A 13,327-nucleotide genomic window follows, 5' to 3' on the forward strand; every position below is an offset into this window, starting at 1 on the left:
CAGGACGCGGATTTTCGCAGACAACGCCGATAACCGCAGATGTTTGATCTATCCGCGAAAATCCGCCTCAGCCGCACTCAGCCGCGTCCTATTCCGCAGCCTCTCACACAAATGCCACATTCAGCAAATGCGTAGAGCAAGAAATACACGGATCATACGCCCGCACCAACATTTCCAGGGCGTGGGCCACTTCCGCCTGCGGTTTGTGCATGATCGTCGGAACCAGGGCGCGCATATCGGCCTCGATATTCGCCAGATTTTGCCCGGTAGGAATGATGCAGTTCGCGCCGACGATGACGCCATTTTCAATGACGTAATTGTGGAACAAAATGCCACGCGGCACTTCACACGATCCCACCCCTTCGCCGGATAAGCGGGTCGGTTCCACCGGCTCTTCCCAGGCAATTTCCCGCCGCAGCAGCTCGTCAATCAGCAAAATACCTTCCTCCACACAGTGGACAATCTCCACCACCTGGGCCACCGTATTCATGAAAGGATTGGTGCAAATCGGTTGGATGCCCAAAGCATTGGCGGCTTGCAGCGCCAGAGGATGGAGCAGGTTGTAATTGACGTTGAATCGCGCCAGCGCCCCAACCATGTAACTCTCGCGCTGATGGGCGGTGTGCTTGGCGGTGGAATGAGGAACCATGATCTCGTTGGTCACGTCGCGGTATTGCTCCACCAGCCACGCGCCGCCATCGGTACTGGCGATTTCGCCATCAATAAAGCCATAGTGTGGCGGATTGTACAGGGCGATATATTCAGTGTCCCGCGAGAATTGGGGCATGGGCAGCGTTTGGAACAACTCCACAGTAGCCGCCACGTCGGCGCCGGCGGCCACGTAGCGGTCGCGCAAGGCATACAGGTCGGCGGCCGTGGGGTAGTGGCTGAATCCGCCCACCGTCATGGCAATGGGATGGGTGTGTCGGCCGCAGATAATTTTGCACGTATCCCCGGCCAGTTTCTTCAGGCGCAAGGCGCGCAGCACCACGTCTGGCGCGGTTTTCGCCAGGGGAATGACGCTGCCCACGTTCAGGAAGTCGGGCGCGATAAGCATGTAGGCGTGCAGCACATGGCTGTCCAACATTTCGCCAATGAAGTTGAGGCGGCGCAGCAGTTTGGTCTGAGCGGTCGGTTCGATGCCCAGCGCCTTTTCGGTAGCCCGCAGCGAGGCGGTGGCGTGACCAACGGCGCAGATGCCGCAAATGCGCGAGGTGATGTGGGAGGCTTCCTGATACGGCCGTCCACGCAGCATCGCCTCAAAAAAGCGCGGCGTCTCGATGATCTGCAAATCACACTGCTGCAATTCACCGTTTTGCACATCCACAACCACGTTGCCGTGTCCTTCCACGCGGGTAATATGGTGAATATCTATGCGCAAATTAGACATGAGCCACCTCCTCGGCCAGATTGGCAGGAACTTGATTGGTCAGGAACAGCGTCAACCTGGTCTCCACGTTGGCCGGGGATAGGCCATGCTCCCGCAGCACCGTGTAAAACGCATCCATGCTGGGATTGGGGATGATGCCGCGGCAGCCTTCGCAGCCCGCCCCATACGCCGGGCAGATAGCGTCGCAGCCAGCGCGGGTGATTGGCCCCAGGCAAATCTCGCCGCGGTCGAAGACGCAGATGTTTTCCTTCAGTTTGCACTCGATGCAGAGGGGATAATCGGGTGGTTCCAGCAGCCGCCCCAACAGCAGCCCCTTCACCACGCGCACAAATTCCGCGCCGCTGATGGGACAGCCGGGCACAACCGCATCCACGCTGATGACTTCAGAGATGGCGCGGGGTTCGTAGGTTTCGTACCAATGGGCACGGCCGTCGTAGACATATTCGCGCACGTCCTGCAAATTTTGCCGATTGCGGATGGCGTTGATGCCGCCCAAGTGGGCGCACGCGCCCAGGGCCACCACAATATCGGCCGTTTCCCGAATTTTGCGCAGTCGGGGTTCGTCGCTGGCCCGCGAGCAGGAACCTTCGATGAAAGCGATTTGGTAATCGTCGCTGCGGTCGCTGCTGGCTTCGCGGAACTCCACGATGTCTATAACATCCAGGAGTTCGGGGTGGTATTGCAGCGAATCCACCACCGTCAGCTGGCAGCCTTCGCAGCTTGTAAAATCAAAAAAGGCGACTCTCGGTTTCGGTTTTGTCTGATCGGCGTTCATGAAAAAGCCTCCTCCAAAAATTCAAGCTCGGCGAAGTTAAACGACGGTCCCGACTGGCAGGTGTAGACGTGGTTAAGCTGGCAGTGGCCGCACTTGCCCACGCCGCACTTCATGCGCCGCTCGAAGCTAAACCAGATGTTGCCTTTGGGAATGCGCAGTTTCTTTAATTCCTTTAGCACAAAACGGTACATCACCGGTGGGCCAACAACCACTGCCACTGTGTTGCGCGCATCCACTTCCACTTCGGGGAACAGCCGGGTGATGACGCCAACGCAGCGGTTCCAACCCTCGTCCGGGCAGTCTACCGTCAGGTGAACTTCCACGTCGTCCCGCGCCTGCCACTGGGCCAGTTCATCCTGAAAGAGCAAGTCGGCTGGTTGGCGCGCGCCGTAGAGGAGAATGACACGGCCGTAATTGCCCCGGTCGTCCAGCACTTCATTCACCAGCGAACGCAGCGGGGCCATGCCCAGGCCACCGCAAACAAACAGCAAATCTTTACCACGAAACCGTTCAATGGGAAAACCGCGCCCAAACGGGCCGCGAATGCCCAACAGCGCCCCACGCTCCATGCGGTGAATCACGTTGGTCAAGTCGCCCACCTTGCGGATGCACAGCTCAAATGTGCCGTTGCTGCGGCTGGGCGACGAGGTAATGCTAATGGGCGCTTCGCCCACACCAAAGACAGACACCTGGACAAATTGCCCCGGCTCGTGGTTGAGGCACAGTTCGTGGGGCAGTTCGATGGTGAACAATTTTTCTTGGGCGGTGAGGGTGGTAACGGCCGTGATCCGCGCCGGGATCGGCATATAAATCGAATCGGACTGTTTGACTTCATCCAGCAGCATGTTCATAGCGGCGCCTCCATCAAACCGGCCAACGCAGGTGCTTCTTCGGCCTGGCTGCGCACGTACAACTCATTCATCACGTCAATGGGGGTGATATGGGCCAGACAGGCCCGCGCACAACGGCCGCAGCCCACACAGCCCACCATGCCATAAGCGTCCATCTGGTATTTGCCTTTGCGCATAAAGCGGTGGCGCTGGCGCGCCGCCAGCCGTTCGCGGAAATTATGGCCGCCGGCCACCATGGCAAACTCATGAATCTGGCACGAATCCCAACGGCGCACCCGCTGCCCTTCCTCAAGCAGCAGGTCCACCTCGTCGGTCACATCGAAGCAGTAACAGGTGGGGCAAACCTGCGTGCAAGAGCCACACGCCAGGCACTTCTGGCCCAATTCATCCCACAAGGCGCTGTTAAAACTGGCCTTGAGCAGTTCCGGCATTTCCTGCACATCGAAATCCAGACGATACGGGAAGCGCCCCCATTTCTCTTGCAGCGTCTCGTTAATCACCGCCAGATCGCTGTCCAGGGCATCAAACACCTGATGGAAACCTTTAAAAAGATCAGCCCCTTTCTCTGTCCCCACAGAAAAGGCGTAGGCCGCGCCCAGGTCAATCATGTGCAGATCAAAGCCATCGGTGGCGCTGGCGGTTCCCATGTCCCGGCAAAAGGAATTGGCGGAACAAGTCTCCAGACATTCAAGACTCACCAGGGTCACACTTTCGCGGTGCGCCTGGTAATGCTGATCGGTGAAGCCCTGGCTGAAAATGCGGTCAAACAACTTTAGCGCGTGGACGTCGCAGGTATGCACACCCAAAATAACAGTCGGCTCCGGCTCTGTGGCTATCTCTAAATGGCTGCCATCCAGGCGATAGTTGAGCAAAACTTCTTTTTGCGGAACCAGGTATTTTTTGGGCGGTAAGACGCTGTTTGAATAATGCAGCACCAGATCGGCCACGTCATCAATCACGTCAAACACGTATTGCCCATGCTTTTGTTTGGGTCCCACTACCCGGTGATGGTCGCGTAAACGATTCACCCATCCTGGGAAGGCTGCTTTCGGCATGATCTTAAAGTTCATAACCCCATCCTTCATGTTTGGCACATCCGACAATGCCGGATGTAAGGGATACATTAGCTCTTATTTCATTTATACAGCTTGTGAACAATTTCACAAAGGATGTTTGTCTTGATTTGGGGTGATAAATGTCATGTTTAAGAAGAGGCGCTGTCTGGCACAAAAAAACGGCCGTTTACAAAACATGATGTTCTGCAAACGGCCGTTTAATGATTTTATTCTTGAACGACTACCGGTGGTAGCCTCAATCACAAAAACATAAAAATCCTACCAGCGGTTGCTGCTGCCATAATCGCTGCCACCGCGATTGCTGCCGCCACCACGATTGCTGCCGCCACCACGATTGCTGCCGCCACCGCGATTGCTGCCGCCACCACGATTGCCGCCATCACGATAACCACCGCCAGAGCGTTCTTCGCGCGGGCGAGCTTCATTGACCTGCAATTCGCGCCCATCAATGGATTTGCCGTTTAAGGCATTAATGGCTGCATCGGCGGCTGAGTCTTCCATTTCCACGAAACAGAAACCCCGAAAACGACCACTATCGCGGTCATTAATCATGGCAACGGATTCGACTTTGCCAAACTCGGCAAACAGGTCTTGAACCTGTTGCTCGGTGGCGTTAAACGACAAATTCCCTACGTACACTTTTTTCGTCAACTTAAACTTTCTCCAAAACTAGGCTCCAGTGTAGAATTTAGATCGTACCAAATTCTGACTGGGCAATAAAATATTAAGTGAAGCATACACCCTTTCTGAGAATAAAGCTATAAACCCATTCGATAATGAGGCAAATGTTCAGGTTTGCTGACGGCACAGCTATCCAGAAAACTCTTTTCCCCCAGTTGGAGAACGCTTATGGCGCCGCAAAGACAAAGACACCATTGGAATGGACACAAAGCTCGTGCCCGCCGGCCCGCCGTGCATCTGTGACGAATTGTGACTAGAATTGAAACATTCGGCGTTGTGTCTGGCAGCCCAACCTGATCAAACAGGAGGTAAAATGAAGATTTGTGCTGTACAAACAAGGCCGGCCACCAACGTAGAGATAAATCTGCGTAATCTGTTAACTTTCATTCATCGTGGTATGCCGCGGCTTATGTTGAACTCCTGGAGATTTCATGATGACCCTGACTCAGAAATTCGTGACAACAGTTCTGCCAAAATCTTGGAGCCAGGCAATTCAGGCTGAATCGCAGCGATGGCTGCTTCGCTGTCCTGCCTGTGGTGATGTTCGTTCCATTTGGGATGTTGGCGGGGTTCGTTTCAAGGCCAGATCAACGGGCAAAGTCGTGCGCATATGGTGTCCACAATGTGGGCAAACGCGCACAATGCCGCTGGAGTACCAGCAATCCGGTTGAGGTAGTATGCCGGTTGGGGGTCTGTATGACCTTACGAGTAGGGGCGTATGGTCATACGCCCCTACTGAATTCCTGAAGACCTACACCTACAGCAAATTCTCAAAAATCCCGGCGGCGCCCATGCCGCCGCCAATGCACATCGTCACCAGGGCAAATTGTGCCTGCTGCCGCTTCATCTCGCTGAGCGCCTGCACCGTTAGCTTGGCCCCAGAACAGCCCAGCGGATGCCCCAGCGCAATGGCTCCGCCGTTCACGTTGGTCTTCGCTTCGTCAAAGCCTAACTCGCGGATCACCGCCACCGACTGCGCGGCAAAGGCTTCGTTCAATTCGATTACGCCTATGTCGGCCAGACTCATGCCGGTGCGCTTAAACAGCTTCGGCACGGCGGCGATCGGTCCCACGCCCATGATTTCTGGGCGCACACCGCCGACGTTGAAGCCAACAAACCGGGCCAACGGCTTCAAGCCCAACGCTTCGGCTTTGCTGCGTTCCATCACAATCACCGCCGCCGCGCCATCGCTGAGCGGCGAGGAGTTGCCGGCCGTCACGGAGCCGCCCTGCTTAAAGACTGGCTTCAATTTGCCCAGCGCTTCCAGCGTCGTTTCCGGGCGCACATGTTCGTCGGTGTCGAAGAGGATGGTCTTGCGCACCGGCCCATTGGGACCGGGGGTTACTTCCTCAATCTCCAACGGCACAATTTCATCTTTGAAACGGCCGTCAGCCATCGCCGCCGCCGCCCGTTGGTGGCTGCGCAAAGCAAATTCATCCTGTTCCTGGCGGGTGATGCCGTATTCCAAAGCGACCTGTTCAGCCGTCAGGCCCATGCCCATATACACTTCCGGGGCGTTGTCGGCCAGCCAGGGATTGGGGCTGATGCGAAAACCGGTCATGGGGACCAGGCTCATGGTTTCCGCGCCGCCGGCGATAATCACGTCGGCGCCATTGGCGATGATGCGTTCAGCAGCCAGGGCGATGGTTTGCAAGCCGCTGGAGCAGAAGCGATTCACGGTCAGGCCGGGCACTTCCACCGGCAGCCCGGCGCGGATGGCGATGGAGCGGGCAAAGTTGAGACCCTGCACTCCTTCTGGCATAGCGCAGCCGATGATCACGTCATCTATTTCCATCGGGTCCAACGCTCCGCCGACTTCGGCCATGAGCGCCTGAATCACGGCCGCGGCCATTTCATCTGAGCGCCAGTTCCGGGTGACGCCACGTTTTGATTTCCCAACGGCCGTTCGCCGGGCCGCAACAATTACAGCTTCTCGTGTCATGTGTGTCTCCATTTTTGATTTCGGATTTCAGATTTCGGAACTCCGAAATCGAAAATCCGAAACCCGAAATCATCAATTGCGTAAGGGCTTGCCCGTCATCAACATCGCCGTCATGCGCTCGCGCGTCTTTTCTTCGCCCAACAGCGACAGGAACGCTTCCCGTTCCAGGTCCAGAATGTACCAGGGGTCCACCCAGGCCGGGCCGCTGATGTCGCCGCCGCACAGCACGTAGGCCAGTTTTTTGGCGATCACCACGTCGTGGTCGGTAGCAAATCCGCCCCAATGCAAGCTCTTCACGCCCACCACCAGCGCCGAGTACGCATCGCGCCCGGCGGCGTAGATTTTCTCCACTTCCGGCGGCCGCGCGCCGATGCGCGCCAGCTGCAGGGCGCGGTGGCGGGCCAGGGCCAGACGATGGTCGCCGTTCATGGCGATCATGTCATCGGCGGCCAGGTAGCCGAGTTCTTTGTTTTCCCAGGCGCTGGTGCCCACTTTGGCCAGGGCCACCTGCTCGAAGGCGGCTTGCAGGGCAGGGACCACATCGGCGTTGGCAATTTGCATGGTCGGGTTGACTTTGCGCCGCAGCACTTCCTTGCAGCCGCCGCCGGCCGGAATCAGGCCAACGCCAAATTCCACCAGACCCATGTAGCTTTCATGGTTGGCGACGGTTTCCCAACCGGCCATCGCCATTTCGGCGCCGCCGCCGAGGGCCATGCCTTGCACGGCCGTCACCACCGGTTTCGGCGCGTGGCGCAGCTTAAAGGTTAACGATTGCAGGCCATGAATCATCTGGTTTAGTTCGTCCCAGCGCCCAGAGGCCGCCGCCACGCCCACGGCAAACAGATTCGCGCCGACGCAGAAGTTTTCGGCGTCATTGCCCACAACCATCGCGTCGAAGTCGCTGTCCAGCCGCGCCAGCGCCTCGTGGCCCAGGGCGATGATCTGGTCGTCTATGGCGTTCATTTTGGCGTGGTATTCAAACAGCAGAACGCCATCGCCCATATCCAGCAGGCTGGCGCTTTCGTTGCGCGCCACCTCTTTGCCAGCGCGGTGCAAATCGCTGAGGAGAACCACTTTTTTGTCTATGGCGCGGGGGATGTAAGTTTTGCTGTCCCAATTGTAGACGCTGCCATCTTTGTAGAAGCTGTCGCCGCCGGCGGCCAACATCTCGTGGACCCAGGGGGCTACTTCCAACCCGGCGGCGGCCATTTTTTCGGCCGTTTCGGCCACGCCGAGCATGTCCCACATCTGGAACGGGCCAGCTTCGTGGGCGAAGCCCCAACGCATGGCGTCATCTACATCGCTGAGTTTGTAGGCGATTTCCGGGGCGACGTGGGCGGCGTAGGCGAAGCCGTAATAAAGCAGGTCGCGCAGGTAGTTGGCGGCGCGGTCGTCAAATTCCAACAGCTTACGCACCCGTTCGCCCAGGTCTTCTACTTTGCGGACTTTGCCCACCGAATCAAAGCGGGGACTGCCGCCGTCGAAGTATTCCAGGCTGTCGGGGTTGAGGGTAAGGAAGACACGCTTGCCGTCTATGAAGGCTTGTTTGTAGAAGCCCTGACCGGTTTTGTTGCCCAGCCATTTGTTTTCGATCATTTGGCCCATGACAACGGCCGTTTTCTCTGGCTTCAACACATCGCGGTACGGGTCGTGGGGCACGGCTTCGTAGAGATTGTGGTTGACGTGGCCCATCACGTCCAGCCCAACCAGGTCCATCAGGCGGAAGGTGGCGCTTTTGGGGCGGCCAATGGTGGGGCCGGTGATGGCGTCTATTTCGGCGACGGTGTAACCGTTTTGGAAGGCGTATTCGATGCCGTAGGAGGCGGCGACGGCAAAGAAGCGGTTGCCGATGAAGTTGGGGGTGTCTTTGCAGACCACCACGCCTTTGCCCAACACGTCACGGCCAAACTGCACCATGAAATCGGTGACGGCCGTATCAGTTTGCGGCGTGGGGATGATTTCTAGCAGCTTAAGATAGCGGGGGGGGTTGAAGAAGTGGGTTCCTAAGAAACGAGAGCGGAAGGATGGGGAACGGCCGTCGGTAATCTGATGAATCGGGATGCCGGAGGTGTTGCTGGAGACGATGGCGCTGGGCTTACACACTGCCTCCAACTTCGCCATCAACGCCTGCTTCAAATCCAGCCGCTCAATAATCACCTCCACCACCCAATCACAGTCGGCCAATAAATCAAAATTGTCGTCCGTATTGCCAATGGTGATCAGGTCGGCGCGGTCGGCGCGGGCCAGGTTAGCCGGTTTAGCCTTGGCCATACGGTCGTACAGGCTTTGCACCAGGCGATTGCGCGCCTTGGGGTCGTCCTGTTCCGCGTCGCTCAGGTTGGGCGTGGGAATGTCCAGCAGCACGACGGGAATGCCGATATTCGCCAGATGAGCAGCGATGCCGCCGCCCATCGTACCGGCCCCGACAATGCCTACTTTGTCAATGCGGTAGGTCATAGGTTTCTCCTTCGTGGGGGTTTGAGATTGGAATTCAGTATTCAGTATTCAGTGTTCAGTAAACACTGAATACTGAATACTGACAGTTAGCAACTACTTCAGTTCGCGGCGCGAGTAGCCCAGGATACTGCGGGCGACGATGAGGGTGTTGATCTGCTTGGTCCCTTCGTAGATGTCGTTGATTTTAGCGTCGCGCATCCACTTTTCGGTGAGCCACTCACGGGTATAGCCCATCGGGCCGAGGAGTTCCACGGCTTTTTGCGTGACCCAGGTGACGGTTTCGCCGGCGCGGGCTTTGCACATGCTGGCTTCCAGGCGGTTGGGCTGGCCGTGGGCCATCAGCACCACCGAGCGCAGGGTGAGCAGCCAGGCCGATTTGTGGCGGGCTTCCATTTCCAATAGGTCGCGCTCCACAGAAGTCATCTGGTGCTTGGGCTTGGTGTAATCCACGACGATGCCCTCTTCGGCCAGTTTGGCGCGGGTGAATTCTAATGCGGCGCGGCAAATGCCCATGGCGCTGGCGGCCACAGCCGGCCGGCTGGCATCAAAGGTAGCCATCGCGCCCTTAAACCCTTTGGTGGAGCCATCGCGGTTGACGACTTCCGGGCTGCCCAGAATATTGTCGTGTGGGATGCGGGCGTTGTCGAAGACAATGGCGACGGTGTCGCTGACGCGAATGCCCAGTTTATGTTCCTTTTTGGTCACGGTAACACCGGGCGAGTTTGGTTCGACGATGAACGATTTCATGCCGCCGCGGCCGGCGCTGGGGTCTACGGTGGCCCAGACGACGACAAAACCGTCGGATTCATCCAGGGCCAGTCCGCCATTGGTGCAGAAGATTTTTTCGCCGTTAAGGATCCATTCGTTGGTTTCCGAGTCTAAGACGGCCGTTGTGCGAATATTGCCTGTGTCCGAGCCGGCGCCCGGTTCGGTCATTGCCATGGCGCCCCATTTGGGGTCGCCCTGCCCAAACTTGCCCAAAATACGTACTTTTTGCTCTTTCGTGCCTACAGCTTCCAGAGCCGCGCCGCCCAACGCCGGGTCCGGCGTGCAGAGATATTGCCCGGCGTCACCCCAACTGAGCATTTCGATCATCAAAATCAGGCGCAAGATGGAAAAGTCGGGACCTTCGCGTTTGGCAGGGCCGCTGCCATTGCCGTTTTGCTGCAATTTTTCGGCGCGGCGGCGGTACTGCTCGCGCATCACCGGCCACATCATGTTGATGTACTCGACCGGCCGTTCATGCTCGTGTTCGTCGTAATAGCGCGAGTATTGGCGCATGATGGATTCGGCCACCATTTTTGCCATTTGCAGTTCATTGCTTATTTTTTCGGGAATTTCAAAGCTGATCATTTTTAGCTCCATGAAGGATTGATGATTGGCGATTGACAATTGGCAATCAAGTTCGTCAATCCCAAATCAGACAATTGCCATGCCATCAAACGAGGCAAACGCGCGGGCGTTGCGCAGCCACAGTTCTACCGGATATTCGCGGATGTAGCCGTAGCCGCCCAGGACTTGCAAAGCGCGGTCGCAGACGCTCAGGACCATGTCATCCACATAGTATTTCATCACGGCCGCCGACTGGGTGGCCTCTTTGCCCTGGTCCAACTGCCAGGCGGCTTCCCAGACCAGCAGGCGAGCGGCGTCTATGTCCATCGCCATTTCCGCCAGCATAAAGGCGATGCTCTGGCGATGGGCGATAGGTTCGCCGAATTGGACGCGCTCTTTGGCGTAGTCGCGGGAATATTCAAACGCGCCCCTGGCCATGCCGACAGCCAGCGCGCCCAAAGCCACGCGGCTGTGGTTGAGAATGCGGCCAAAGTCAATGCCTTCACTGCCACCCAATTTGTTGACGGCCGAAATCTTGACGTTCTCTAGCTTGACCTGGAAGGTAGGCAAAGCGCGAACGCCCATCAGCTTTTCGCGCGCGCCAACAGTGAGGCCGTCTACACCACGCGGCACAAAGAATGCCTGGGTACGGCCGTCTTCGTTGGCATAAATCAGGAAGGTTTCGGCATTTTCCGCCAGGGGGACAAAACTTTTGCTCCCATTGAGGACGTAGGTGTCGTTTTCGAGAACGGCCGTAGTCTTCAACTTGCGTGGGTCAAACTGGATCACTGGCTCGGTCAGCGCGGCCGTGACGTTGGGCAAACCTGGTTCGCAGAACAGCGGCAAATGGGCTTCTTTCTGCGCTTCTGTACCGGCCAACATCAAGGGTACAGCCACCAGATTCGGCGTCATGACGTGCAAAGTTGCCGCCAGGTCACCCCAGGCAAAGGCTTCGGCGGCCAACACACCAGTCATCACCGAATAGTCACCAAAGCCGCCGTAGGCTTCCGGGATGCTGGTCGGCAGCACGCCAATTTCCCACCCCGCCTTCACCACATCGGCGGGGATGATGCCTTCCTCGTCGGCGTCGCGGAACACTTTTCTCATGCGTTCTTGCGCCAGGCGGCCGATAGCATCGGTCAGCATCTTCTGTTCCTGATCAAGTTCAAAATTTATAATCATGTCTAGCTCCTTGCCAATAAGTTGCAGATAGTTGAGAGTTGCTAGTTGGGAGTTGATAGAAGCGCAAACCACTAACCACTCTCAACCAACAACTATCAACTAATTTCTTACAATTCGATCTGTCATTCGGGCAACGCGGGCCATTGCCTGCACGTCGTGAACGCGCACAATGTCGGCTCCCCGGTCTATGCCAATGGCAACGGCCGCGGCCGTGCCTTCTAACCGCTGGTCCGGTGGTAAGTCCAGCGTATAGCCGATAAATGATTTACGTGATGGCCCAATTAATAGAGGAAAGCCCATCTGCTTAAACTGGTCCAACTGCCGCAACAGCTGCAAATTTTGCTCAACTGTTTTGCCAAAGCCTATGCCGGGGTCTATGATGATTTGCCTGTCCTGCACCCCGGCGGCATGGGCAATGGCGATGCTTTCTGCCAACTCGTTGATTACGTCGAGGATGAGATCGGTGTACTGCACGCCAACGTAGCGGCCGCCCAGGCGTTCGGCCTGGGCCACGTCTTTGGGCTGGCTGCGATTGTGCATGATCACCACTGGGCAGCCAGCCTGCGCCAGCAGGGGGGCCATGTCCGGGTCCATGCGCAATCCCCACACGTCGTTGATCCAATCAGCGCCGGCCGCCAGAGCCGCCTCGGCCACCACAGCGCGATAGGTGTCTACCGAAATTGTCACATTTACGGCCGGCCGCAAGGCGCGAATCAGGGGCAAAATGCGCGCCAGTTCTTCCTCTGGGGCGACAGGCTGGCTGCCGGGGCGGGTGCTTTCACCACCAATGTCCAGAATGTCGGCGCCAGCGGCTGCAAATTGCTGCGCCTGAGCGACGGCACGGGCAACGGCCGTTTCTTTTGCCTCTTCACGCCACAAACCATCCCCAGAAAAGCTGTCTGGGGTGGCGTTGAGGATGCCCATGATGTAGGTGCGCTCACCCCATTGGAAACCGGCGGCAGGTGTCTTCCGTTCCAACCGTTAGTCTCCTATGCCCATCAGGGACGGTTGATGCGGCAGACGGTAAACGGCCGTGCTGTACCTCTGGGCCAACATCTGCACAACTGTCTCGCCGGTTTGGGGATGGACAAAATCAGGGGCAATGTCGGCCAATGGCGCCAGGACAAAGGCGCGTTCACCAACAAAGGGGTGGGGGATGGTCAGGGTTTCGTCGCCGACGATTGCATCGTCATAAAACAAAATATCAATGTCAATCAGGCGGGGTCCCCACTTGAAAGTTGGGCGGCGACCCACTTCGGTTTCAACCGTTTGGCATAGTTGCAGAAGTTCGTATGGGGAAAGATTGGTTTGGGCGGACAGGCAGACGTTGAGGAAGGCAGGCTGGTCGGTGACGCCCCAGGGTTCGGTCTCATACACAGCAGAAACGGCCGTCACCGCCAAAACACGGCGCAAAAAGGCCAGAGTCTTTTGCAGATTTACCTGGCGGTCCCCCAGGTTTGTGCCTAAGCTTAAATAAATCTGACTCATGCCGCTCCGACTGTTTCGTGCGCCGCCCCCACCTGGAAAGTGGGATCAGAGCCGATAGTGGTCTACCATCGCTTGGTAATTTTGCACAAAATGACGCACTGCATCATTATCACGTATTTATAACACAGCGCGTCATGAGTGTCAATAGTTAGC

Annotated in this window: 11 protein-coding genes; all 11 read right to left on the reverse strand. The window is 57.2% G+C overall.

Annotated features, from left to right (window positions below):
- Positions 1-103: 103 nt before the first annotated feature.
- Entirely contained in the window at positions 104-1,390 is a 1,287-nt protein-coding gene (locus IPM39_17085; GenBank protein MBK8987755.1) for a Ni/Fe hydrogenase subunit alpha, read from the reverse strand.
- Positions 1,383-2,165, reverse strand: coding sequence for an NADH:ubiquinone oxidoreductase (locus tag IPM39_17090; protein ID MBK8987756.1), 783 nt, complete (start codon positions 2,163-2,165; stop codon positions 1,383-1,385). Before IPM39_17090 ends, IPM39_17085 begins: the two co-directional genes overlap by 8 nt.
- The gene (locus IPM39_17095) at positions 2,162-3,016 is read right to left on the reverse strand and encodes an FAD/NAD(P)-binding protein (GenBank protein MBK8987757.1); all 855 of its coding nucleotides are present in this window, start codon (positions 3,014-3,016) and stop codon (positions 2,162-2,164) included. The genes IPM39_17090 and IPM39_17095 overlap by 4 nt, the downstream gene beginning before the upstream one ends.
- The gene (locus tag IPM39_17100; protein MBK8987758.1) at positions 3,013-4,086 is read right to left on the reverse strand and encodes a 4Fe-4S dicluster domain-containing protein; all 1,074 of its coding nucleotides are present in this window, start codon (positions 4,084-4,086) and stop codon (positions 3,013-3,015) included. Before IPM39_17100 ends, IPM39_17095 begins: the two co-directional genes overlap by 4 nt.
- A 264-nt stretch (positions 4,087-4,350) precedes the next feature.
- Positions 4,351-4,743: an RNA-binding protein gene (locus IPM39_17105; protein MBK8987759.1), complete on the reverse strand. Its 393-nt coding sequence runs from the start codon at positions 4,741-4,743 to the stop codon at positions 4,351-4,353.
- A gap of 787 nt (positions 4,744-5,530) precedes the next feature.
- Positions 5,531-6,715, reverse strand: coding sequence for an acetyl-CoA C-acyltransferase (locus tag IPM39_17110; protein ID MBK8987760.1), 1,185 nt, complete (start codon positions 6,713-6,715; stop codon positions 5,531-5,533).
- Positions 6,716-6,787: 72 nt separating this feature from the next.
- Entirely contained in the window at positions 6,788-9,172 is a 2,385-nt protein-coding gene (locus tag IPM39_17115; protein ID MBK8987761.1) for an enoyl-CoA hydratase/isomerase family protein, read from the reverse strand.
- 93 nt (positions 9,173-9,265) lie between these two features.
- Entirely contained in the window at positions 9,266-10,525 is a 1,260-nt protein-coding gene (locus tag IPM39_17120; GenBank protein MBK8987762.1) for an acyl-CoA dehydrogenase family protein, read from the reverse strand.
- A gap of 66 nt (positions 10,526-10,591) precedes the next feature.
- Positions 10,592-11,683, reverse strand: coding sequence for an acyl-CoA dehydrogenase family protein (locus IPM39_17125; protein ID MBK8987763.1), 1,092 nt, complete (start codon positions 11,681-11,683; stop codon positions 10,592-10,594).
- A 102-nt stretch (positions 11,684-11,785) separates the two neighbouring features.
- Positions 11,786-12,610 (reverse strand): dihydropteroate synthase, encoded by an 825-nt coding sequence (gene folP / locus IPM39_17130; protein MBK8987764.1) that lies wholly within the window; start codon positions 12,608-12,610, stop codon positions 11,786-11,788.
- Positions 12,611-12,667: 57 nt separating this feature from the next.
- A complete protein-coding gene (gene folK, locus IPM39_17135) occupies positions 12,668-13,174 on the reverse strand; it encodes a 2-amino-4-hydroxy-6-hydroxymethyldihydropteridine diphosphokinase (GenBank protein MBK8987765.1) in 507 nt (168 codons plus the stop codon).
- Between the last annotated feature and the right edge of the window lie 153 nt (positions 13,175-13,327).

The organism is Candidatus Leptovillus gracilis (assembly GCA_016716065.1).
Classification (GTDB): Bacteria; Chloroflexota; Anaerolineae; order Promineifilales; family Promineifilaceae; genus Leptovillus; species Leptovillus gracilis.

Excerpts from the sequence above, each read along its gene's own strand:
- IPM39_17120 (MBK8987762.1), bottom strand. The coding sequence starts at position 10,525 with ATGATCAGCTTTGAAATTCCCGAAAAAATAAGCAATGAACTGCAAATG.
- IPM39_17095 (MBK8987757.1), bottom strand. The coding sequence starts at position 3,016 with ATGAACATGCTGCTGGATGAAGTCAAACAGTCCGATTCGATTTATATG.
- IPM39_17085 (MBK8987755.1), bottom strand. The coding sequence starts at position 1,390 with ATGTCTAATTTGCGCATAGATATTCACCATATTACCCGCGTGGAAGGA.
- IPM39_17110 (MBK8987760.1), bottom strand. The coding sequence starts at position 6,715 with ATGACACGAGAAGCTGTAATTGTTGCGGCCCGGCGAACGGCCGTTGGG.
- IPM39_17115 (MBK8987761.1), bottom strand. The coding sequence starts at position 9,172 with ATGACCTACCGCATTGACAAAGTAGGCATTGTCGGGGCCGGTACGATG.
- folK (MBK8987765.1), bottom strand. The coding sequence starts at position 13,174 with ATGAGTCAGATTTATTTAAGCTTAGGCACAAACCTGGGGGACCGCCAG.
- folP (MBK8987764.1), bottom strand. The coding sequence starts at position 12,610 with ATGGGCATCCTCAACGCCACCCCAGACAGCTTTTCTGGGGATGGTTTG.
- IPM39_17100 (MBK8987758.1), bottom strand. The coding sequence starts at position 4,086 with ATGAACTTTAAGATCATGCCGAAAGCAGCCTTCCCAGGATGGGTGAAT.
- IPM39_17090 (MBK8987756.1), bottom strand. The coding sequence starts at position 2,165 with ATGAACGCCGATCAGACAAAACCGAAACCGAGAGTCGCCTTTTTTGAT.